This is a genomic window from Pseudomonas sp. CAU 1711 (assembly GCF_039888625.1).
Lineage (GTDB): Bacteria > Pseudomonadota > Gammaproteobacteria > Pseudomonadales > Pseudomonadaceae > Aquipseudomonas.
Genome location: NZ_JBDQQT010000011.1, coordinates 101724 through 123751 on the forward strand (window position 1 = coordinate 101724; position 22028 = coordinate 123751).

General features: G+C 64.7%; 17 protein-coding genes. 2 read left to right on the top strand and 15 right to left on the bottom strand.

Annotation, left to right across the window (positions count from 1 at the left end):
* Positions 1 to 36 precede the first annotated feature (36 nt).
* The 4 genes from AAFN46_RS13930 to AAFN46_RS13945 form a co-directional block, all read right to left on the bottom strand.
* A complete protein-coding gene (locus AAFN46_RS13930; RefSeq protein ID WP_347809289.1) occupies positions 37 to 1473 on the bottom strand; it encodes a PLP-dependent aminotransferase family protein in 1437 nt (478 codons plus the stop codon).
* 195 nt (positions 1474 to 1668) lie between these two features.
* Positions 1669 to 2475, bottom strand: a complete 807-nt coding sequence (locus AAFN46_RS13935; RefSeq protein ID WP_347809376.1) for an OmpA family protein — start codon at positions 2473 to 2475, stop codon at positions 1669 to 1671.
* Positions 2475 to 2834 (bottom strand): DUF4398 domain-containing protein, encoded by a 360-nt coding sequence (locus AAFN46_RS13940; RefSeq protein ID WP_347809290.1) that lies wholly within the window; start codon positions 2832 to 2834, stop codon positions 2475 to 2477. The genes AAFN46_RS13935 and AAFN46_RS13940 overlap by 1 nt, the downstream gene beginning before the upstream one ends.
* Positions 2831 to 3658, bottom strand: coding sequence for a transporter substrate-binding domain-containing protein (locus AAFN46_RS13945; protein WP_347809377.1), 828 nt, complete (start codon positions 3656 to 3658; stop codon positions 2831 to 2833). Before AAFN46_RS13945 ends, AAFN46_RS13940 begins: the two co-directional genes overlap by 4 nt.
* A 114-nt stretch (positions 3659 to 3772) precedes the next feature.
* On the opposite strand from AAFN46_RS13945, the gene AAFN46_RS13950 reads away from it, so the two are divergent.
* Positions 3773 to 4696 (top strand): alpha/beta hydrolase, encoded by a 924-nt coding sequence (locus tag AAFN46_RS13950; protein WP_347809291.1) that lies wholly within the window; start codon positions 3773 to 3775, stop codon positions 4694 to 4696.
* 51 nt (positions 4697 to 4747) lie between these two features.
* On the opposite strand, the gene AAFN46_RS13955 is transcribed toward AAFN46_RS13950, so the two are convergent.
* Together AAFN46_RS13955 and AAFN46_RS13960 are read right to left on the bottom strand one after the other, a co-directional pair.
* Positions 4748 to 5677: an FAD-binding protein gene (locus AAFN46_RS13955; RefSeq protein WP_347809292.1), complete on the bottom strand. Its 930-nt coding sequence runs from the start codon at positions 5675 to 5677 to the stop codon at positions 4748 to 4750.
* Entirely contained in the window at positions 5678 to 6427 is a 750-nt protein-coding gene (locus AAFN46_RS13960; RefSeq protein WP_347809293.1) for an electron transfer flavoprotein subunit beta/FixA family protein, read from the bottom strand.
* 306 nt (positions 6428 to 6733) lie between these two features.
* Here AAFN46_RS13960 and AAFN46_RS13965 point away from each other — a divergent pair, with 306 nt between their 5' ends.
* The gene (locus AAFN46_RS13965; RefSeq protein ID WP_347809294.1) at positions 6734 to 8416 is read left to right on the top strand and encodes an electron transfer flavoprotein-ubiquinone oxidoreductase; all 1683 of its coding nucleotides are present in this window, start codon (positions 6734 to 6736) and stop codon (positions 8414 to 8416) included.
* 48 nt (positions 8417 to 8464) lie between these two features.
* Here AAFN46_RS13965 and AAFN46_RS13970 read toward each other — a convergent pair whose 3' ends face one another.
* The 9 genes from AAFN46_RS13970 to AAFN46_RS14010 form a co-directional block, all read right to left on the bottom strand.
* The gene (locus AAFN46_RS13970; protein ID WP_347809295.1) at positions 8465 to 8965 is read right to left on the bottom strand and encodes a VOC family protein; all 501 of its coding nucleotides are present in this window, start codon (positions 8963 to 8965) and stop codon (positions 8465 to 8467) included.
* A gap of 115 nt (positions 8966 to 9080) precedes the next feature.
* Entirely contained in the window at positions 9081 to 11468 is a 2388-nt protein-coding gene (locus tag AAFN46_RS13975; RefSeq protein WP_347809296.1) for an RND family transporter, read from the bottom strand.
* A gap of 18 nt (positions 11469 to 11486) precedes the next feature.
* Positions 11487 to 12563, bottom strand: a complete 1077-nt coding sequence (locus AAFN46_RS13980) for a YCF48-related protein (RefSeq protein WP_347809297.1) — start codon at positions 12561 to 12563, stop codon at positions 11487 to 11489.
* Positions 12564 to 12734: 171 nt separating this feature from the next.
* Positions 12735 to 14096: a DUF1329 domain-containing protein gene (locus AAFN46_RS13985; RefSeq protein WP_347809298.1), complete on the bottom strand. Its 1362-nt coding sequence runs from the start codon at positions 14094 to 14096 to the stop codon at positions 12735 to 12737.
* A 368-nt stretch (positions 14097 to 14464) separates the two neighbouring features.
* Positions 14465 to 15835: a DUF1329 domain-containing protein gene (locus AAFN46_RS13990; RefSeq protein ID WP_347809299.1), complete on the bottom strand. Its 1371-nt coding sequence runs from the start codon at positions 15833 to 15835 to the stop codon at positions 14465 to 14467.
* A 58-nt stretch (positions 15836 to 15893) separates the two neighbouring features.
* Entirely contained in the window at positions 15894 to 17822 is a 1929-nt protein-coding gene (locus tag AAFN46_RS13995; protein WP_347809300.1) for a DUF1302 domain-containing protein, read from the bottom strand.
* Positions 17823 to 18180: 358 nt separating this feature from the next.
* Positions 18181 to 20838 carry an aminopeptidase N gene (gene pepN / locus AAFN46_RS14000; RefSeq protein ID WP_347809301.1) on the bottom strand — a complete coding sequence of 886 codons (2658 nt, stop codon included), beginning with the start codon at positions 20836 to 20838 and terminating at the stop codon, positions 18181 to 18183.
* 59 nt (positions 20839 to 20897) lie between these two features.
* Complete coding sequence (locus tag AAFN46_RS14005; RefSeq protein ID WP_347809378.1) at positions 20898 to 21743, bottom strand: DUF2797 domain-containing protein; 846 nt, start codon at positions 21741 to 21743, stop codon at positions 20898 to 20900.
* Positions 21744 to 21751: 8 nt separating this feature from the next.
* Positions 21752 to 22015 (bottom strand): DUF1315 family protein, encoded by a 264-nt coding sequence (locus AAFN46_RS14010; RefSeq protein ID WP_347809302.1) that lies wholly within the window; start codon positions 22013 to 22015, stop codon positions 21752 to 21754.
* Positions 22016 to 22028: the final 13 nt, after the last annotated feature.

Genomic DNA, 22028 nt, shown 5'->3' on the forward strand with positions numbered 1-22028 from the left:
TTCGCCTGAGTAGACGCAGCGCCATGGCGATCCGGGTTAACCGGCTTGATTTTCCTGACACAGCTGCCGGGCCAACTCGCCGAGCGTCTGCATCGCCCGTTCGGCCTCGCGGTTCCAGGGCACGCCGCAGGTCAGGCGCAGGCAGTTGTTGAACTGCTCGGTGTTGCTGAAGATCAGCCCCGGGGCGATGCTGATGCCCTGCTGCAGGGCCCGCACGTGCAGCTCCTGGGCGCTGACCTTGCCCGGCAGGCTGACCCAGAGGATGAAGCCGCCGTTGGGTCGGGTCATCTGCGTGCCTTCCGGGAAGTGCTGCTGCACCGCCAACTGGTAGGCGGTCATGTTCTTGCGGTATTCCTGACGGATGTGCCGCAGGTGGCGGTCGTAGCCGCCGTTCTCCAGGTAGGCGGCCACGCCCATCTGGGTCACGCTGCAGGCCGAGTGGGTACTGAAGGTCTGCAGCCGCTCCACCTCGTCCTGATAGCGGCCGGCGATGATCCAGCCGATGCGCACGCCGGGCGAGAGGGTCTTGGAGAAGCTCGAGCAATACACCACCTGGTCGTCGCGGTCGTGCGCCTTGAGCGCCTTGCTGCGCCCCGGCTCGAACAGCAGCTCGCCGTAGATGTCGTCCTCGATCACCTGGATGCCGTGGTCGGCGGTCAGGCGCAGCAGCTGCTTCTGCCGCTCCTCGGGGATGCTGCCACCCAGCGGGTTGCTCAGCCGCGCGGTGAGCACCAGGGCCTTGATCGGCCACTGGTTGGCGGCCAGCTGCAGGGCCTCCAGACTGAGGCCGGTGGTCGGGTCGCTGGGGATCTCGATGACCTTGAGGCCGAGCACCTCGGCCAGCTGCAGCAGGCCGTAGTAGGTCGGCGACTCGGCGGCGATCAGGTCGCCGGGCTGGGTCAGCACGCGCAGGGCCATGTGGATGGCATCCACGCAGCCGTGGGTGACCACCACTTCCGAGGGGTCCACCACCACACCGGCGTCGCGCATGCGGATCGCCACCTGGCGGCGCAGCGGCTCGTAGCCCGGGCTGAACATGTAGCTGAAGGCACGCGGGCTCTGGAAGCGGGTGACCTTGGCCAGTTGCTGGTGCAACGAGCGCACCGGCAGGTAGTCCACGTGCGGCACGGCGGCGCCCAGGGGGAACACGCCCTCCTGGCGCGAGTCGTTGAGCACCTGGCTGATGATGCTGCTGCGGGTGACCAGGGCGGGCCGCTCGACACGGGCGATGTCCGGCGTCGGCGCGGTGAGGCCGGCGGTCTGATGCACGTAGAAGCCGGACTGCGGGCGGGCGCGGATCAGGCCCATGTCCTCCAGATTGGCATAGGCCTGCAGCACGGTGGCGTGGCTGACGCTGAGCTGCGAGCTCATCTTGCGCACCGAGGGCACGCGCTCGCCCGGCTGGTAGACGCCGCGGCGGATGTCCTCGGCCAGCTGCTGGGCGATGCGCTGGTAGAGCAACAAACTGGTCATGAGGACACTCCTTTCACTACTGGACCGTAACAGTAGCGAAGCGAACGATGAAGTTGGCGATACAGTCCTGCACTATGCCTACGGTACAGTTTCAGCTGTTACAGATTAGATCGCCGCGGACCCTGCCCTCATTAGACTTTGGTCTAATAAAAAACCCGGACCTGGGCCCGGGTTCTCTGTCGGCCTGGGGCTCTGCTAGCGAAGGGCGCCGAGCTTGCCCTGCTCGTCGGAGATGAGGATCTCCACCCGGCGGTTCTGCGCGCGCCCCCTGGCCGAGGCGTTCTCCGCCAGCGGGTGGGCCTCGCCATACGCCTTGACTTCGATGCGCCTGGCATCGATGCCGAGGTCGATCAGCAGGTCCGCCACCGTCTGCGCCCGCGCCCGCGACAGCTCGAGGTTCTCCGCCGCCTTGCCACGGTTGTCGGTATAACCCTCGATGCGCACATTGCGCCGCGGGTTGATCTGCAGGAACTGCACCAGCTTGAGGATGGTCCGGTTGGCCGAGGCCTTGAGTTCGCTGCGACCGGCGTCGAACAGCACATCGCCGAGGGTCATCATCAGCCCGCGGTCGGTCTCGCTGGCGGCCAGCTGGATCGCCTGCTCCTCGACCCATAGCCCCTGCTGCTGGGCACTGAGCAGCTTGGCCTCGCGCAGTGCCAGTTGCAGGCGCTCGCGCTCCAGCTCGAGCCTGACCAGGCGCTCCTGGTTGAGGTTGAGCTCGCTGTGCTGGCGAGCGATCTCGCTGTAGCGCTGGCTGAGATAGGCGTAATGCACGACGTCGTCGGCACTGCCCCAGTAGCTGGACAGCCGCTCGGCGCGGGCCAGCGACTCGCCGGAGCGGATCAGGTCCTTGGGGGCGCTGCGCAAGACATTGGTATCGTCCTTGACGGCCAGGAAGCTCGCCTCGGCCGCGCTCAGCGCCTCGCGCCCCTGCTGGCTGGCGCAACCGCCGAGCAGCGCCAGGGACAGCAGCACGGCAGTGCCGACAATGCGTTGGTCGATCACGGCATCTCTCCCAGTTGCTTGCGCAGGCGGACGATCCGCGCGTTCATTTCATCGAGCTGCTTGCGGCTCTTCTGGTTGAGCACCTTGGCCTCGGCCAGTCGGGCGTCCAGCTCGGCCTGCTCGGCGAGCTGGCGGGCACGCTTGTAGTCCTCCTCGCCCATGTTCTTCTCGGCACGGGCCAGCTTCTTCTCGGCCAGATGCATTTCCTCGATCGCTGCATCGGCGCCCACGGCGCGGGCCTGCTCGACGGCCTGAGTGGTCAGGCGCATCTGCTCGGTCGGGGCCGGATCGTTGGCGCAGCCGGCCAGGGCCAGCGCGGCCAGGACAAGGATGGGGGATAGCTTCACGGGAATCATTCCTGCTCTTGCGAAGGGATGTCGGCGCTTTCCGCCTGCTGCGTCTTCCAGCGCTCCAGATTGCGCTGCAACAGGCTCTCCGGCACACCGGAAGCGGACAATTCTGTCATTTTTTTCGCCAGCTGTCCGCGCAGCCAGGGATCGTTGCACGCCGAATTGTGCGACAGCGCCAGATACAGCCCCTCGCTGGACACGGGCGGTTCGAGGATTTCCAGGCTGCTCAGCATGCCCTGGGTCTCGGCCAGCGCCAGCCCGGTGTGGCGCTCATGCAGGAGGTAATCGGTACGCCCGAGCAGCAGCTTCTGAAACGCCTGGAGCCGAGCGGTCTCCTTCTCCAGAACCAGGTTGTCGCGCGCAAAGGCCACGAACTGCGGGGCGAGCCGCGCGCCCTGCATGACGCCACCCTTGCGCTCGCGCAGGTCCTCCCAACCGACATAGGGGAAACCCTGGTCCTTGCCCACCCAGACCTGGGTGGACAGCGTGAAGAAGGCCGGGTGCACGTAGTCCATGCTCTCCAGGCGCTCGACGTCGAGCGTCGCCCCCGCCAGCAGATCGACGCGGCCACTATGCACCTCGGCCAGGGCCTGCTTGCCATCGCCCATGTACAGCATCTCGACCTTGAGCCCCAGTTGCTCGCCGATCAGCATCAGCAGATCGGCATTGGCACCGATCAGGTGCTTGGGGCTCTGCGGATCACGCCACAGGTAGGGGGCGGACTGCGGATTGCCGGTAGCCACCAGCGTCTCGCATTTGCCCGCCGCCTCGCCCCAGAGTGGGAACAGGGCCAGCAGGGACAAAGTCTTCAACAGCGACGTTTTTCGCATCGGATTGACCGCTCGGATGGAGATGGCGACAGGTTCGCCCTCTTCGACGAGGGCGAGCCGCTTCATGCTAGCGTAACAGGCGCGCTCGATAATAATTAGCGATAAGGAATCGCCATGAAAAAGCCTCTGACCGCGCTGGTGCTACTGCTGACCGCAGCCGCCGCCACGCTGTACCTCTCCCCTGCCGCACTACTCGCCAGCTTCCAGTTCATCGAACGCCAACTGGCCGGTCTCTCGCCCGAGCAGATAGAGGTCGAGGGGCTGACCATCCACTACTACGCCGGCGGCCCCGCCGACGGCGAGCCGCTGCTGATGGTGCATGGCTTCGCCGCCAACCGCGACAACTGGCTGCGCTTCGCGCGCCACTTCACCGAGCGCTATCGGGTGATAGTCCCGGACCTGCCGGGTTTCGGCGCCAGCAGCAAGCCGGATATCGACTACGACGTGGCCAGCCAGACCGAGCGCCTACATGCCTTCGCCCAGACCCTGAAACTGGAGCGCCCACACCTGATCGGCAACTCCATGGGCGGACATATCGCTGCCCTTTATGCCGCTCGCCATCCCGCACAGATACGCAGCCTGGCCCTGCTGGACAACGCCGGGGTCAGCGCGCCGCGCAAGAGCGAGATGATCCAGCGCCTGGAACGTGGCGAGCCGAACCCGCTGGTGGCGCGCGACGCGGAGGAGTTCGATACCCTGCTGAACTTTGTCTTCGTCACCCCGCCCACGCTACCGGCCTCGCTCAAGCGCCATTTCGCCGAGCAAGCGGTGGCCAACCAGGAGCACTATGCACGCATCTTCACTCAGCTACGCGGCAACTACGTGCCTCTGGAGCCGGAACTGGGGAGAATCCAGGCACCCACCCTGCTGCTCTGGGGAGACAGCGACAGAGTGCTGGACGTCTCCAGCATCGAGGTGATGCAGCCGCTGCTGAAGAAACCGAGCGTGGTGGTGATGAAGAACTGCGGCCATGCGCCGATGATCGAACGCCCGCAAGAGACGGCGCAGCACTACCAGGCCTTTCTCGACCGCCTGTAAAAACAAGAAACCCGCTCGATGAGCGGGTTTCTTGTGGCGACGGGAAGCGGATCAGACCAGCTTCTCGAGCTCCGGAACGGCCTCGAACAGGTCGGCCACCAGGCCGTAGTCGGCGACCTGGAAGATCGGCGCCTCTTCGTCCTTGTTGATGGCGACGATGACCTTGGAGTCCTTCATGCCGGCCAGGTGCTGGATGGCACCGCTGATGCCGACCGCGATGTACAGCTGCGGCGCGACGATCTTGCCGGTCTGGCCGACCTGCATGTCGTTCGGCACGAAGCCGGCATCGACGGCGGCGCGCGAGGCACCGACGGCAGCGCCCAGCTTGTCGGCCAGGGCGTACAGGTGCTTGAAGTTGTCGCCGTTGCCCATGCCACGGCCGCCGGATACGACAATCTTGGCAGCGGTCAATTCCGGACGGTCGGACTTGGCCAGCTCTTCGCCGACGAAGGACGACTTGCCGGCATCGGCGCCAGCGCCGACGGCCTCGACGGCAGCGGAACCGCCTTCGGCGGCAGCGGCGTCGAAACCGGTGGCACGCACGGTGATCACCTTCACGGCAGCGCTGGACTGCACGGTGGCGATGGCGTTACCGGCGTAGATCGGGCGCTTGAAGGTGTCGGCGCTCTCGACGGCGATGATCTCGGAGATCTGGTCGACGTCCAGCAGGGCGGCGACGCGCGGCAGGTAGTTCTTGCCGTTGGTGGTGGCCGGAGCCAGCACGTGGCTGTAACCCTTGCCCAGCTCGGCGATCAGCGGAGCGACGTTTTCCGGCAGCTGGTGAGCGAAGGCGGCGTTGTCGGCGACCAGGACCTTGGACACGCCGGCGACCTTGGCGGCGGCTTCGGCGGCGGCGCCACAGGCGCTACCCGCGACCAGCACATGGATGTCGCCACCGATCTTGGCGGCGGCGGTCACGGTGTTCAGGGTGGCAGCGGCCAGGGCGGAATTGCTGTGTTCAGCGATAACCAGGATAGCCATTTAGATTACCTTCGCCTCGTTCTTCAGTTTCTCGACCAGTTCGGCCACGGACTTGACCTTGATGCCGGCTTGGCGGGCAGCCGGAGCTTCGACCTTCAGGGTCTTGACGGTGGAGGCGGTGGAAACGCCCAGGGCGTCCGGGGTGACCACGTCCAGCGGCTTCTTCTTGGCCTTCATGATGTTCGGCAGGGAAGCGTAGCGCGGCTCGTTCAGACGCAGGTCGGTGGTGACGATCGCCGGCAGGGCCAGGGCAACGGTCTGCAGGCCGCCGTCGATCTCACGGGTGACGTTGACCTTGTCGCCAGCCACTTCGACCTTGGAGGCGAAGGTGCCCTGGGCGAAGCCGGTCAGGGCGCCCAGCATCTGGCCGGTCTGGTTGTTGTCGCTGTCGATGGCCTGCTTGCCCATGATGACCAGCTGCGGCTGCTCCTTGTCGACCACGGCCTTGAGCAGCTTGGCCACGGCCAGGGAGTTCAGCTCTTCGCTGGTCTCGACCAGGATGGCGCGGTCGGCACCCAGGGCCAGGGCGGTGCGCAGCTGCTCCTGAGCGGCGTTCGGGCCGATGGTGACGACAACGATCTCGCTCGCCACGCCTTTTTCCTTCAGGCGTACGGCTTCTTCCACGGCGATCTCGCAGAAGGGGTTCATCGACATCTTGACGTTGGCGAGGTCGACGCCGGAGTTGTCCGCTTTGACGCGGACCTTGACGTTGTAGTCGACCACTCGTTTGACAGCTACAAGAACCTTCATGGATTCCTCGTTACTCTCCGGTGAATAAGAATGTCGCCAAGGCGAGCCTGGCCGGTGATGCTAGTCGGCCGGAACCGACGGTCAGCCCATACGGCGAACGCAAAACCGCCCGTATCTTGACCGGAACGCCTTTTTCGGTCAACTCGAATAATCCCCATTTATCCGGCGCCAGCCCTTGCCCTACACGGCTTTGACAAAATTCAAACAAACGTTTGTATTGGACGCCCCGGGGGCTATATATATAATGCCCAGCGCGCAGGCCAGAGAAAGCCTAGCCCTAGCCAGATCAACAACACCGAAGAAGCCTTGAGTAGGAGATTCTCTGTGGAACGCGAATTTATGGAATTCGACGTCGTCATCGTCGGCGCCGGCCCCTCCGGCCTGTCCGCCGCCTGCCGACTGAAGCAGAAGGCCGCCGACGCCGGCAAAGAGATCAGCGTCTGCGTGGTCGAGAAGGGTTCCGAAGTCGGCGCTCACATCCTCTCCGGTGCGGTCTTCGAGCCGCGCGCCCTGAACGAACTGTTCCCCAACTGGAAGGAACTGGGCGCCCCGCTGAACACCGAAGTCAAGCGCGACGACATCTATCTGCTGCGCAACGCCGAGAAGGCCACCCGAATCCCCGACTTCTTTGTGCCCAAGACCATGCACAACGAAGGCAACTACATCATCTCCCTGGGCAATCTGTGCCGCTGGCTGGCCCAGCAGGCCGAAGCTCTGGGCGTCGAGATCTACCCGGGCTTCGCCGCCCAGGAAGCGCTGATCGACGAAAACGGTGTGGTGCGCGGCATCGTCACCGGCGACCTCGGCGTGGATCGCGAGGGCAATCCGAAGGAAGGCTACTATACCCCCGGCATGGAGCTGCGCGCCAAGTACACTCTGTTCGCAGAAGGCTGCCGCGGCCATATCGGCAAGCAGCTGATCAAGAAGTACGACCTGGACAGCGAAGCCGACGCCCAGCACTACGGCATCGGTATCAAGGAAATCTGGGACATCGACCCGGCCAAGCACCAGCAGGGCCTGGTGGTGCATACCGCCGGCTGGCCGCTGGACGTCGTCGGTACCGAGAACACCGGCGGCTCCTTCCTCTACCACCTGGAGAACAACCAGGTGGTGGTCGGCCTGATCGTCGACCTGTCCTACGGCAACCCCTTCCTGTCGCCCTTCGACGAATTCCAGCGCTACAAGCACCACCCGGTGATCGCCCAGTACCTGGAAGGCGGCAAGCGCGTGGCCTATGGCGCGCGCGCCATCTGCAAGGGCGGCCTGAACTCGCTGCCGAAGATGGTGTTCCCGGGCGGCGCCCTGATCGGTTGCGATCTGGGCACCCTGAACTTCGCCAAGATCAAGGGCAGCCACACCGCCATGAAGTCCGGCATGCTGGCCGCCGAGGCCGTGGCCGACGTGCTGCTGGCCGACGGCCAGGGCGGCGACCTGCTCAACGGCTACGTCGATGGCTTCAAGGCCAGCTGGCTGTACGACGAGCTGTTCCGCAGCCGCAACTTCGGTGCGGCCATCCACAAGTTCGGCGCCATCGTCGGTGGCGGCATCAACTGGCTGGATCAGAACGTCTTCGGCGGCAAGATGCCGGTCACCCTGCACGACACCAAGCCGGACCATGCCTGCCTGAAGACCGCCGCAGAGTCGAAGCGCATCGACTATCCGAAACCGGACGGCAAGCTGAGCTTCGACAAGCTCTCCTCGGTGTTCCTCTCCAACACCAACCACGAGGAAGAGCAGCCCTGTCACCTGAAGCTCACCGACGCCAGCATTCCGCTTGCCAAGAACCTGCCGCTGTATGACGAGCCGGCGCAGCGTTACTGCCCGGCCGGCGTGTACGAGGTGGTGACCCAGGAAGACGGCGAGAAGAAGTTCCAGATCAACGCGCAGAACTGCGTGCACTGCAAGACCTGCGACATCAAGGACCCGGCCCAGAACATCACCTGGGTGGCTCCGGAAGGCACCGGCGGCCCGAACTACCCCAACATGTAATTCGAGCCCGAATGAGGAAGCCGCCGCGAGGCGGCTTTTTCATGCCCGCTATTCACCGGCGAAGGTCCGCTGCAAGCCGGCGATATCCAGCTTCCGCATCCGCAGCATGGCCTCGGTCGCCCGCTGCACCGCAGCGCCATCCGGCGCCTGCAACAGCTCCAGCAGCACTTCCGGCACCACCTGCCAGGACAGGCCATAGCGATCCCTCAACCAGCCGCACCGCTGCGCCTCCGGCGCCCCGCCCTCGCCCAGTCGCGCCCAGTAGTGGTCGATCTCCGCCTGATCGCAGCACATCACCTGCAGAGAGACGGCCTCGTTGAAACGCAATAGCGGCCCGCCATTGAGCGCGGTGAAGGCCTGGCCATCCAGCTCGAAGGCCACCGTCATGGCCGCGCCCGGCGTCTTGCCGTGGAGCTCGAAGCCGGCCTCGCCATAACGGCTCACCCGGGTGATACGCGAATTGGGGAAGGTGCCGGTGTAGAAGGCCGCGGCCTCCTCGGCCCGATCGCCGAACCACAGGCACGGCACTATCTTCTGCTGCAAGCGCATGTCGTCTCTCCTCGCTAACACCACCCTCCTCCCTGATCGTTCGAGCAAGTCGAGAATAGACAGACGGAATGAAAAAGGGCTCCCGAGGGAGCCCTTTCACTTACCGCAATACCGATCAGTGGGCGAACAGCGAACCGCCCTGCTTGCCGGCCAGCTTCTCCGGCTTGATCAGGAAGCGGGCCAGGGCCGGCAGCAGCCACAGGGCACCGAACATGTTCCACAGCAGCATGAAGGTCAGCATCAGACCCATGTCGGCCTGGAACTTGATCGCCGAGAAGATCCAGGTGACCACGCCGATGGCCAGGCACAGACCGGTGAACAGCACCGCCTTTCCGGTGGAGCGCAGGGTCTGGTAATAGGCCTCCTGCAGCGGCAGGCCGGCGCGCAGGAAGCTTTCCATGCGGCTGTAGATGTAGATGCCGTAGTCCACGCCGATGCCCACGCCGAGCGCGATCACCGGCAGGGTCGCCACCTTCACGCCTATGCCCAGCCAAGCCATCAGGGCATTGCCGAGGATGGAGGTGAGGATCAGCGGCAGGATGATGCACAGCATGGCGCCGAAGGACCGGAAGGTGATCAGGCACATGGCTGCGACGCAGATGTAGACCAGGATCAGGATCTTCAGCTCGGAAGTGGCGATCACCTCGTTGGTGGCCGCTTCGATACCGGCGTTGCCGGCCGCCAGGATGAACTCCAGGCCTTCCTTGCTGTTCTCCGCGGAGAACTCCTGCACCACCGCCACGGCGCGCTTGAGCGTGGCCGCCTTGTGGTCGTTGAGGAACACCAGCACCGGCGCCACCGAGCAGTCGGCGTTATACAGGCCGTCGGCACGGGCGATGGAGTTGTTGAGGATGTCCGGGTTGCGCGACAGGGTCTCCCACTTCAGGTTGCCCTCGTTCATGCCCTTGATCACCTGCTTGGACACGCTGACCATGGAGATGGCCGACTGCACGCCCTCGGTGTTCTCCAGACGCCACATCAGCTGATCCATCGGCGCCAGGGCGTCGTAAGTCGAGCAGCCCTCCTTCGCCGTCTTGACCATCACCACCAGCACATCGGAGCTGGTCGAGTAGTTGCTGATGATGAAGTCGTTGTCCTTGTTGTAGCGCGACTCCGGGCGCAGTTCCGGCGCGCCCTGGTCGAGGTCGCCGATCTGCAGGTGGGTCTTCTGGTACCAGAAGGCCGCCACGCCGGAGGACAGGGCGATGACCACGGAGATCGGCGCCACCACCGGGTGGGCGAAGTTGGACAGCAGGCGCCAGAACGGCTGGTCGCGATTGGCGTCCTTCTTGCTGCGCTCGATGGCCCGCTTGCTGATGCCGATATAGGAGATGGCCACCGGCAGCAGGATCAGGTTGGTGAACACGATCACGGCCACGCCAATGGAGGCGCCGATGGCCAGCTCGCGGATCACGCCGATATCGATCACCAGCAGGGTGATGAAGCCGACGGCGTCCACCAGGATGGCGATCATGCCCGGCAGGAAAAGCTGACGGAAAGTGCGGCGCGCGGCGGTCAGGGCATTGTCGGCGTCGCTCGACTGCAGGGCGATACCGTTGATCTTCTGCACCCCGTGGGAGATGCCGATGGCGAAGATCAGGAAGGGCACCAGCATCGAGTAGGGATCGAGACCGAAACCGGCCAGGTTCATCAGGCCCAGCTGCCAGACCACCGCGATCAGGGTGGTGGAGACCACCGAGATGGTCGAGCGAATGCACCAGCTGAACCAGTACAGCAGCACCAGGGTGATGACCAGGGCGACGCCGAAGAAGGCCACCACCATGATCAGGCCGTCGATCAGGTCGCCGACCTTCTTGGCGAAGCCGACGATATGCACCTGCACATTGGGATTCTGCGCCTGGTACTTGTCGCGGATCTTCTCTTCCAGCTCATGGGAGAACTGGCGGTAGTCCAGCTTGAGCAGCTTGCTCTGATCGTTCGGGTCCGGGTACTGCTCAAGCAGCGGCACATCGACGATGCTGGACTTGAAGTTGTTGGCCACCAGGCGGCCGACCTGGCCCGACTTCAGCACGTTGCCGCGCAGCTCCTGCAGGCTCTGCTCGGAGCCGTCATAGGTCTGCGGGATCACTTCGCCACCGTCGAAACCTTCCTCGGTCACCTCGGTCCAGCGCACGGCCGGGCTCCACAGGGACTTCAGGCCGGAGCGATCGACGCCGGGAATGTAGAACACCTCGTCATGGATCTGCTTGAGCGTCTCCATGTAGTCCTTGTCGAAGATGTCACCCTGCTTGGCCTCGACCGAGATGCGCACGGTGTTGCCGAGGTTGGCCAGGTCGTTGCGGTGCTCGAGCATCTTCTCGATGAAGGGATGCTCCAGCGGGATCATCTTCTCGAAGCTGGTCGAGGGGCGGATCTGCGAGGCCTGCCACAACAGCAGCAGGGTGATCAGCATGCAGAGGGCGATGACGATCGGCCGGTTGTTGAAGATCAGGCGCTCGAGGAAGGTCGCCTTGTCCTGATGGTGGCTGCTCATGGAAGTCATATGCTCATACGCCCCGGCTTATTGTTTTTTGCCTGGCTCGGCGCCAGTCGGAGTAGCGGTATGCACGCCGCCCTGCCCCACCAGGATCAGGTTGCCTGCCGCATCGGCGGTGGCCGAAGCCAGCGAGGCGCGGTCGGCACGGTTGATCACGGTGAAAGCGCGACCGGAGTCCTTGCTGGTCAGCACGCTGCCGCCATGGCCGACGATGACCAGGTCGCCATTCTTCAGCAGGCTGCCGCCGGCCAGGCCGAACTCCAGCGGACCGCTATCGGAGAGCAGCTTGACCTGCTGCCAGGTGGCCCCGAAGTCGCCGGAACGGTACAGGTTGCCACGCAGGCCGAAAGCCAGCAGGGTATTGCTGCTGGCGGTGCCGAGCACGCCGAACAGGGTGCCCTGATACGGGCCCTGGACCTTCTCCCAGGTCTGCCCCCAGTCGGCGGAACGGAACATGCTGCCCGCCTCGCCGACCACGAACAGGCCGGCATCCTTCACCGCGGCGATGCCATTGAGGTGGTAGCCATCCTCGTTGTCCAGGCGGTCGCCGACATCGTTCCAGGTCTTGCCGCCGTCGGTGGTTTCCAGCAAGGCGCCGTAAGCGCCCACGGCGTAACCGGTGCTGGTGTCGCGGAACCAGACATCGAGCAGCGGAGCTTCGCGCTCCAGGTCCTCGTACTGCAGCTTCCAGTTGGCGCCACCGTCTTCGCTGACCAGGATCTGCGAATCGTGACCGACCGCCCAGCCGTGCTTGTCATCGACGAAGTACAGGGCCGTCAGCAGCTGGCGAGTCGGCACACGTGCCTGCACCCAGTTGCGCCCGGCGTCTTCGGAAAACAGGATATGGCCGCGATCGCCGACGGCGACCAGGCGCTTGCCGGCGTGGGCGATGTCCAGCAGCAGGCTGGTCACGGCCTTGGGCGATTCGATGGAAAGGACGTTGGCGGACTCGGCGGCCTGCGCGGGCAGCGACGCGGTCATGGCCAGGATGGAACATACGCCGAGCAGAGACAGCGCTTTCGCCAGCGGCGATTGATGACGAACCGGGGTCTGAAGGCTCAGGTCGTCGGAGCGGGTGCGCCGCATGACGGGCTCACGCATATATTTCCCCCTTTATTCTTATAGGTGGGTACAGGCCTTTTATCAGGCGGGCCCATGCTATACGGCTTTGGAAAAAACTGACAATCGGCGTGACGTTATGTTTTGTTAAGCGCCGAATCGCCGAGAATCGCCACCGGGCAAGGCCGCCCGCATTGCGGGCGGCCTTGGTCGTCAGCGGGTGCCGAGGCGTCGCAGGGTGGCCACGGAGAAGTGGTTGGCGTCCGGCAGCGGCTGGCTGAAGTCGCTGATGCGCTTCTCCTCGTTGTCGAGGTTCTGCACGTAATAGCGGCCGGACTGCAGGTCGTGGAACACATCCAGCGCCGACCAGATGGTGGGCAGCTCGTAGTAGTTCTTCAGGTAGGCGATGGACACCCGCCACAGCTCGCCGCGACTGTCGTACTGGTCCACCACCGCGGCCTGCCAGCTGTCCTCATCGAGGTACAGGGTGCGCTTGCCATAGACATGGCGGGCGCCCGGTTTGAGCGTGCCCTCCACCACCCAGACCCGGTGCAACTCATGACGAGTGAACTGCGGATTGAGGTGGCCAGGTTGGATCAGTTGGTCATAGCTGACATCGGGACTGGAGACCCTGTAGTTGTTGTAGGGAATGTAGATTTCCCGCTTGCCCAGCAGCTTCCACTCGTAGCGGTCCGGCGCGCCGTTGAACATGTCCTTGTCGTCAGCCGTCATCAGGTTGTCGGCGGTACCCAGCGGGGTGTCGTAGGCCACGCTGGGGGCGCGCCGCACGCGGCGCTGGCCGGCGGCGTAGGCCCAGGCCTGGCGCGCCTCCTGCACCTGGTCGAGCGTCTCGTGCACCAGCAGCGCCCCGCCGGCCAGGCGCGCCGGGGCCTTGGTCACGGCCATGTAGTAGAACAGCAGGTTATCCAGCTGCTCGGCCGAACCGCCCTGCCGGTAGTAGTTGAACAGCGCCTCCTGCTCGGTGGTGATCAGCGCGTAGCTGCCGTTGCGCTGCACGCTGGCGTCCGAGGACTGGCGCACGGCATAGGTGCCGCGATAACGGGCGACGTGATTCCACAGGGCCTCCGCACCGCTCTGCGGAATCGGGAAGGGAATGCCGCCGTAGGCACCGCTGAAACCGCTGCCGCCCGCCAGCAGGCTCGCCTGCTCGGCATTGCGCCGGGTGTTGTCGTACACCCACTGCGGTGCCGAAGCGCTGCGCCGGCTCGGATAGACCGGCATCTGGAAGCTATCCGGATAGGCCTTGAACAGCGCCAGCTGACCCGGCGTCAGGTTGTCCTTGTACTGCTCCAGATTGGCCTTGCCGATGGTAAACAGCGGCTTGTCGTCCGCGAAAGGGTCGACATGGTGGTGGCCGGGCCCGGCATAGCCGGCGGGCGGCTGGGTGATGCCGCCGCTCCAGGCGGGAATGCTGCCGGCGGCATTGGCCGCCTTGTCGCCACCCAGTGGGGTGAGGCTGCTGCCCAGTTTGGCCGCTTCCTCGGCACTCACGGCCGCCAGGGCGGCATTGGACAGGCACAGCAGCAGGCCCGTCGCGAACAGTCCTTTCAACATGATTGTGTCGCTCCACTCGTTCAGGCCAGGCATGCCTGGCCGGCTGTACGCACCACCGCCAGGGTATGCCGGAAGCCTGCGTCCTTTCCGGAAGGCCCGCAGCAATGCCTGGCGCGCGAACTAGCGGCGCGAAAGATTCAGGGCATTGCGGGTGATGACCCATGATCGGGATGGCCAGATGCCAGCCCGCTCGCGCGGCAGTTAAGCAGATTACCCCGAGCAAAAGCACCAAGCAGTGCACGCCTGCAGGCAGCGACCGAATGGTCAGGAACGGGCTTCAGAGTCAGGCAAAAAAACGTCGACCCGGTCACAGGACCGGGTCGATAGAGGGCCGCCCCGGAGGGCGGCAGGAGTAGCAGGGGTATTGCTCAGCGGGTGCCGCGGCGACGCAGGGCAGAAGGCGTGAAGTAGCTGTCTTCCGGGGTCGCCTTGGTGAACACCACGGTGGCCGGCTCCTCGCTGTCGAGGTTCTGCACGTGGTAGCGACGGCTCTGCAGGTCGTGGAAGGCCTCCATGGCCGACCAGGTGGTGGGCAGGTCGTAGTAGTTCTTCAGGTAGGCGATGGACACCCGCCACAGCTCGCCACGGGTGTCGTACTGGTCCACCACCGCAGCCTGCCAGCTGTCCTCGTCGAGGTACAGGGTGCGCTTGCCGTAGACGTGACGGGCGCCCGGCTTGAGCGTGCCCTCCACCACCCAGACGCGGTGCAGTTCGTTGCGGGTCAGCGCCGGGTTGATGTGGCCGACCTGCAGCACGTCCTTGTACTTCACCTCGGGGCTGGAGATCTTGTAGTTGTTGTAGGGAATGTACAGCTCCTTCTTGCCCAGCAACTTCCAGTCGTAACGATCCGGCGCGCCGTTGAACATGTCGGTATCGTCGGCGGTACGCAGCCCCTCGGAGGCGGCGATCGGCGTGTCGTAGGCCAGGTTCGGCGCGCGGCGCACGCGGCGCTGGCCGGCGGCATAGGCCCAGGCCTGGCGCGGCTCCTTCACCTGATCGAGGGTCTCGTGCACCAGGGCGGCACCGCCGGCCAGACGCGCCGGGCTCTTGGTGAAGTTCAGGTAGTAGAACAGGATGTTGTCGAGGTCGGCATAGCCGCCCTTGGGATCGTAGTAGCGGAACAGCGCCTCGACCTCGGACACCACCGGCGAGAAGGCGCCATTGCGCTGTACCGCCACCTCGGCGGAGCGCCGGGTGATGTAGGTGCCACGGTAGCGCACGATGTGGTTCCACAGCGCCTCCAGGCCACTCTGCGGGATCGGGAAGGGCACGCCGCCGTAGGCGTCCGCGAAACCGTTGCCGCCCTCGACCAGTCTGGCCGTGGTGGCGTTCTTCAGGCTGTTGTCATACACCCACTGCGGCGCCGAGCCGGAGCGACGGCTCGGGTACACCGGCATCTGGTAGGTGTCCGGATAGGCGTTGAACAGGGCGATCTGCCCGGCGCTCAGCCTGTCCCTGTACTGCTCCAGATTGGCCTTGCTGATGGTGAACAGCGGCTTGTCTTCGGCGAACGGATCGACATGGTGCTGGCCATTGCCCTGGTAGCCGGCCGGAGGCTGGGTGATGCCACCGGTCCAGGCCGGAATGCTGCCATCGGCGTTGCCGGCTTGTTCCGCGCCGAAGGGCGTCAGGCTGGTGCCGAGCTTGGCCGCCTCCTGGGCGGAGACGGCGGCCTGGGCGCCGCCGGCGGAAAGCGCGAGGGCGATGGCGGCGCCCATCAGCCGGTATTTCATCTGCATGGTGATTCTCCGTAACTAGCGGACCGGGCGGCCTGGCCGCCCGCCCCTGGAATGCGGTTCAGAAGGAGTACTTGAGGTTGACGCCGAGGTTGTCGCGGTCGCGGCCACTGTTGTTCTGCCCGCCACCGTAGTACTCGGTGTACTGCACCTCTGCCTCCAGGCTGTTCAGGTAGCTGGCGCGCAGGCCGAGCGTGTAGGCCATGGCGCCTTCGACGAAGTTGCCGGTCTGGTGCGAGTTGCCCTGGAAGTTGTGCTTGAACACGGCGAAGGGCGACAGGTTGATGCCGGCGTAGACATCGTTCCAGGTACCGGACAGGGCCAGGGTGTAGCCATAGGCGTCGCGGTCGAGCTGGTCCTCGTCTTCATAGTCGGACACGTAGGCACCGTTGACCCGGCTGGCGAAGCCGCGCTTGCTGCCGTCATAGGCGGTGTAGCTCAGGCTGCTGGCGCGCACGTGCTCGGAGGCCAGTTCGGCCACCCCCATCAGCGAGTCGAAGCCGATGGCCGGACCGAAGTTGTAGATGCTGCCGAGGGACAGATTGAAGGCCTCGACCCGCTCGTAGTTATGGAACACGCCGGCACGGCACAGCTGCTTGCCGGAGATGTCGGCACAGGCCTGGTCGCCGGCGACACTGCCGTCGTAGATATTGGTCAGGCCGAAGAAGCCCTGGCCGAGCAGATCGCCGAGCAGGTCGTTGGTGGCGCTGATGCCCACCGGCAGATTGGGTCGGTAGGCGATCTCGCCGAACACCGAGGCCTCGCCGATGTTGGTGTTGAAGCTGAAGCCGTAGACACGGATATCTTCCACGTACTCGCGGCGGGCGATGGCATTGCTGGCGGCGTCCAGGGTCGCCACGGCGGGCGCGAACGGCCCCGAGACAGCACCCAGCGCGGCCATATCGACGCCCTGGTAACTCCCCATGTCCGCCGCGATCTGCGGTTCCTTGGCGTGGTAGTTGATGTAATAGAAACCGAACTCGGTGAGGTTCAGCTCCTCGGCCACGTAGCGCAGGGCGAAGCCGTATTGGCCGTCGTTCTTGGCATTGATGTCGCTGCCGACATTGGCCACCTTGAACACGTTGAACTCGGGGTCCAAGTAGGCGTTGGGGCCGAACGGGCCGTTGCCGACCAGGCCGGCGCCCAGTGCCGATTGATAGTTGGCCATGGCCGTGGCCAGCAGCGGATTGTCGTAGCGGGTATAGGCGGTGTTGCCGCCAGCGGCGAACAGGTCGGTCTCGGAGAAGAAGGTGCCGACCGGGTCGATGGCCGACTCCTTCCAGTTCCACTGGTAGAAGCCTTCCAGGGACAGGTTGTCGGTCAGGCCGATATTGAAGTTGAAGGCCTCCACCGGCACCAGCACTTCCTTCAACTCGGAGCCCGGCAGGCGGAACTTGGCGGCGTCTATCGGATTGGTGGTATTGATGCCGCCGCGATAGAAGATGCCCTCGCCCCAGTTGAACACCTGGCGCCCGACCTTGACGGTCAGCGGCATGGCCCCGATGTCCCAGTTGCCATAGACATAGGCATCGAGAATCTCGGCGCTATGACCGGCACTGCGGCGAGTCTCGTCGGTGAAATGGTCGTTGTTCGGATGGCTCTGACTCGGCCGGTAGTCGTCGTTGTCGTTTCGCTTGTCCATGATCTGGGTGTCATAGAAGGCGGTGCCGCGCACGAACATGCCGTAGTTCTGATAGTTGGCCTCCAGGTCGGAGGTGATCTTGTACACCTCGGAGACCAGGCCGGTATCGAAGTTGCGGTTGCCGTCGTTGCCGTTGGTGTCGTCGTTGCTCTTGTCCCGCCCCTGCACCCGGTAGAGCTGGCCATAGGACAGCGTGGTGTCCAGCGCGCCGGTCACCTCGCCATCGGCCAGGCTGAACTCGACGGCTCCAGCCGGCACTGAAAGGACGAGCGGAATAAGCCCGGCGAGGGCGAAGCCCGCCTGGGCGGGGGCGAGGCGTAGGGACGACTTGCGCAAGGGGATGGCCATCGGCAACTCCATGGATCGGCAGTTCTTGTTATGGGCTCTGGGGCCACTGCTCACAACGCCGGACAGCACCGGCGTCACGAGCGAGCACGGGCTATTCAAGATCGATACCAAAAGAGCGCCGAAACGCGGAGATTGATGCACTAGGGCATGGCCACACGAAAAATGGCCGGCGGCGCCTCGGGATGTCTCAATTTGTCGCCCGACTGGCGCACTTTAACCTTGAGATTCAGAGACTTACGAGAGGCGAGAAGCCTCTGCGACGGGGCTTTGGGCAGGATTGAAAAACTGATCAGGCGGAAAGGAAACAACGGGTAACAACGTGCGTTACCAAGCAAGCGCTCGGTAACGCACGTATCGATCAGGCCAGGCTCTTGCTGACCACCTCGAACACGTCGCTGGACAGCTCGCCACTGGCCAGGATGCGCTCCAGCTCGCCACGCATCAGCGCCTGGCGCTGCTCGCCGTACTTGCGCCAGCGGGTCAGCGGACCGAGCAGGCGCGAGGCGATCTGCGGGTTCAGCGCATTGAGGGTGATCACCTGATCGGCCAGGAAACGGTAGCCGCCGCCGTCGACCGCATGGAAGTTGACCAGGTTCTGCCCGGCGAAGGCGCCGATCAGCGCACGCACCTTGTTCGGGTTCTTCAGGGTGAAGGCCGGGTGCTGCATCAGCGCCTGCACACGCTGCAGGCCACCCGGCAAGGTGCTGGCGGCCTGCACGCTGAACCACTGGTCCATGACCAGGGCGTTGTCCTTGAAGTGCTCGGCGAAGGCCTTGAGCGCCTCGGCCTTCTCCGCCTCGTAGGAGGAATTGACCAGCACCGCCAGGGCGGCCAGGCGCTCGGTCATGTTGTCGCACACCTCGTACTGCTCCAGGCAGGCGGCCAGCACCTCGGCCCTGCCGGTGAGCATCAGGTACGACAGCGCGATGTTCTGCAGGCTGCGGCGGGCGAAATGGGCGGACTCGGCCACATAGGGCGTGCTGCGCGAGATCTCGCGATTGGCCTGGTAGCGCTTCCACAGCGGCTCGAACAGCGCGCCTGCCAGCTGCGCGCGGGCGAACTCGCGGGCGGCGTGGATGGCGTCGACATCGGCCACTTCGGCAATCTCGGTGAGGTAGCCCTCGCCCGGCAGCGAGAGCATCTCGGCGACCATGGCCTGGTCCAGCGCCTCGTCCAGCAGCAGGGTACGGAAAGCCTCGACCAGACGCGGGTCCAGCACCAGCGGCTCGCCACGCTGATGCTGGCCGATCAGCTCCTGCAGCACCTGCACGCAGAGCTGCTGGCCGGCCTCCCAGCGGTTGAAGCCGTCGCTGTCGTGCTGCATCAGGAACATCAGCTGGTCGCGACTGTAGGGGAAACTCAGCTTGACCGGCGCGCTGAAGCCGCGCAGCAGCGAGGGCAGCGGCTTCTCGGCGATGCCCACGAAGGTGAAGGCCTGCTCGGCCTGGGTCACCTGCAGCACACGGGAGCGTCCGACCGGCTCGTCTTCGCCGACCAGCTGCAGCGGCAGCTCGCGGCCCCGGGCGTCGAGCAGGGCCAGTTCGACGGGAATCACGAACGGCAGTTTCTCGCTCTGCCCCGGGGTGGCCGGGCAGCTCTGGCGCAACTGCAGGCGGTAGGTGTTGGCCGCCGCGTCGTAGCTCTCGCTGACCGTGAGAAGCGGGGTGCCGGCCTGGCTGTACCAGCGCTTGAACTGGGTCAGGTCCTGGCCACTGGCGTCCTCCATGGCCTTGACGAAGTCGTCGCAGGTCACCGCCTGGCCATCGTGGCGCTCGAAGTAGAGGTCCGAACCCTTGCGGAACAGCTCAGGCCCGAGCAGGGTGTGGATCATGCGCAGCACTTCCGAACCCTTCTCGTAGACGGTCAGGGTGTAGAAGTTGGAGATCTCCATGAAGGCGTCCGGGCGCACCGGATGGGCCATGGGGCCGGCATCCTCGGCGAACTGGTGAGTACGCAGGTAGGCCACGTCCTCGATGCGCTTGACCGTGCGCGAGTTCATGTCGGCGGAAAACTCGGCGTCGCGAAACACGGTGAAGCCTTCCTTGAGCGACAGCTGGAACCAGTCGCGGCAGGTCACCCGGTTGCCCGACCAGTTGTGGAAGTACTCGTGGGCCACCACGGCCTCGACCCGCTGGTGGGCGGCATCGGTGGCGGTCTCGGCCTTGGCCAGCACGCAGCTGGAGTTGAAGATGTTGAGGCCCTTGTTCTCCATGGCGCCCATGTTGAAGTCGTTGACCGCGACGATCATAAAGATGTCCAGGTCGTACTCGCGCCCGTACACCTCCTCATCCCACTTCATCGACTTCTTCAGGCTGTCCATGGCGTGCTGCACCTTGTCGATGTTCTCCGGCTCGACATAGATGCGCAGGGTGACTTCGCGGCCGCTCATGGTGGTGAAACTGTCTTCCACGCACCACAGGTCGCCGGCGACCAGGGCAAACAGGTAGGCCGGCTTCTTGAACGGGTCCTCCCAGGTCGCCCAGTGGCGACCGCCCTCCTCGCTGCCGCTGGCGATCGGGTTGCCGTTGGACAGCAGCACCGGGTAGCTGTGCTGCTCGGCGCTGAGCGTGGTGGTGAACTTGCTCATCACGTCCGGGCGGTCGAGGTAGTAGGTGATCTTGCGAAAGCCCTCGGCCTCGCACTGGGTGCAGAACATGCCGCCGGACTTGTACAGGCCTTCCAGCGCGGTGTTGCTCTCCGGGTGGATGCGCACGCTGCTGTCGATGACGAACTGTTCTTGCGTCGGCTGCAGGGTCAGGTGGCTGTCGCTGAGCTGATAGTCGGCGGCGGAGAGCAGGCGGTCGTCCAGTTTCAGCTCCAGCAGCTCCAGCTCCTGGCCGTCCAGCACCAGCGGCGGTAGGCCTGCGCCGGCCTCTGGGTTACGCCGCATCACCAGCTGGGCATGCACCAGGGTATGGTCCTCGAACAGCTCGAAGGTCAGGTGGGTCTCGTCGATCAGGTAGTCGGGCACCCGATAGTCCTTGAGGTAGATCATCTTCGGCTGTTCGGTACGCATAAGGGGCCTCTTCGAGGCAGCTTCAAGCGGCAAGCTTCAAGCTGCAGGTAGGGTTCTCATCAGTTTGCGGCTTGTGGCTCGCAGCTGATGGCTATCTGGTAAGCGGTGTATTTGCGCAGATTGATCACGCCGGTGTCGAGGATCAGGTACTGGCCCTTGATACCCTTGAGAATACCCTCCACCACCGGGGTTTTCTCCAGGTCATGGCTGGCGACCTTGGTCGGGTAAGCCTCCACCGGATACTGGATCGTCAGCACCTCGGCATCGGTTACCGGCTGAATGGCCTGCAGACCGAAACGCTGCTGCAGCGCGGCAATGCCCTCGGCGCAGCTGGTCAGCAGCTCGTCGCGAATCGCCGGCAAATCCAGCGCCACGGCATCGCCCTTGAGCAAGGCGCGCCAGTTGGTCTTGTCCGCCACCCGAGTGCGCAGCAGGTCCTCGACGAAGCCGGACTGCTGGCGGGTAGCGACGCGGAAGATCGGCAGCGCCTGGCTGGCACCCTGGTCCAGCCAGCGGGTGGGAATCTGGCTGGCGCGGGTGATGCCGACCTTGATCCCCGAGGAGTTGGCCAGATAGACCACATGGTCGGTCATGCAGAACCGCTCACCCCACTCGGGCTCGCGACAGGTGCCGGCCTCAAAGTGGCAGCGCTCCGGGCTCATGATGCAGCTGTCGCACTGCGCCAGCCTGGTGAAACAGGGGTAGCAGTAGCCCTGGGCAAAGCTCTTCTTGGTCTTGCGCCCGCAATGGCTGCAGTGGATGGCGCCGAGGAACTCCAGGCGCACACGCCTGCCCAGCAGTGGGTTGACCGGCACCTCGGTGTCATCCAGGCGAAAGGCGTACTGCGCCATATCGCCCAGGCGCACCGCCATCTTGCTTAGGCTGCCGCGGCCCAGCTCGATCATCGCGGTCATCAGTGCAGGCTGTCGCTGGACTTGAACAGGATGTTGGGGATCGGCTCGGCGTGCGACTGGCACTCCTGCGGGCCCATGTAGCCGGTGCGCTCTTCCTCGGGCAGATTCTGCATCTCCCAGGCGATCATGGCCTGCAGCGACAGTTCCTTCTGCTCCTGGCTGAGCTTGCGCCCGTCCGGCCACTTGCCGATCTCCACCGCCAGCTTGAGGCTCTGGTAGATCTCGGGGGTAATGTTCTCGATCATTTCGGCAAAGGACGGCATCGCGGGCTCCGAC

Excerpts from the sequence above, each read along its gene's own strand:
- AAFN46_RS13930 (WP_347809289.1), bottom strand. The coding sequence starts at position 1,473 with ATGACCAGTTTGTTGCTCTACCAGCGCATCGCCCAGCAGCTGGCCGAG.
- AAFN46_RS13940 (WP_347809290.1), bottom strand. The coding sequence starts at position 2,834 with ATGATTCCCGTGAAGCTATCCCCCATCCTTGTCCTGGCCGCGCTGGCC.
- AAFN46_RS13945 (WP_347809377.1), bottom strand. The coding sequence starts at position 3,658 with ATGCGAAAAACGTCGCTGTTGAAGACTTTGTCCCTGCTGGCCCTGTTC.
- AAFN46_RS13950 (WP_347809291.1), top strand. The coding sequence starts at position 3,773 with ATGAAAAAGCCTCTGACCGCGCTGGTGCTACTGCTGACCGCAGCCGCC.
- AAFN46_RS13955 (WP_347809292.1), bottom strand. The coding sequence starts at position 5,677 with ATGGCTATCCTGGTTATCGCTGAACACAGCAATTCCGCCCTGGCCGCT.
- AAFN46_RS13960 (WP_347809293.1), bottom strand. The coding sequence starts at position 6,427 with ATGAAGGTTCTTGTAGCTGTCAAACGAGTGGTCGACTACAACGTCAAG.
- AAFN46_RS13970 (WP_347809295.1), bottom strand. The coding sequence starts at position 8,965 with ATGCGCTTGCAGCAGAAGATAGTGCCGTGCCTGTGGTTCGGCGATCGG.
- AAFN46_RS13975 (WP_347809296.1), bottom strand. The coding sequence starts at position 11,468 with ATGACTTCCATGAGCAGCCACCATCAGGACAAGGCGACCTTCCTCGAG.
- AAFN46_RS13980 (WP_347809297.1), bottom strand. The coding sequence starts at position 12,563 with ATGCGTGAGCCCGTCATGCGGCGCACCCGCTCCGACGACCTGAGCCTT.
- AAFN46_RS13985 (WP_347809298.1), bottom strand. The coding sequence starts at position 14,096 with ATGTTGAAAGGACTGTTCGCGACGGGCCTGCTGCTGTGCCTGTCCAAT.
- AAFN46_RS13990 (WP_347809299.1), bottom strand. The coding sequence starts at position 15,835 with ATGCAGATGAAATACCGGCTGATGGGCGCCGCCATCGCCCTCGCGCTT.
- AAFN46_RS13995 (WP_347809300.1), bottom strand. The coding sequence starts at position 17,822 with ATGGCCATCCCCTTGCGCAAGTCGTCCCTACGCCTCGCCCCCGCCCAG.
- pepN (WP_347809301.1), bottom strand. The coding sequence starts at position 20,838 with ATGCGTACCGAACAGCCGAAGATGATCTACCTCAAGGACTATCGGGTG.
- AAFN46_RS14005 (WP_347809378.1), bottom strand. The coding sequence starts at position 21,743 with ATGATCGAGCTGGGCCGCGGCAGCCTAAGCAAGATGGCGGTGCGCCTG.
- AAFN46_RS14010 (WP_347809302.1), bottom strand. The coding sequence starts at position 22,015 with ATGCCGTCCTTTGCCGAAATGATCGAGAACATTACCCCCGAGATCTAC.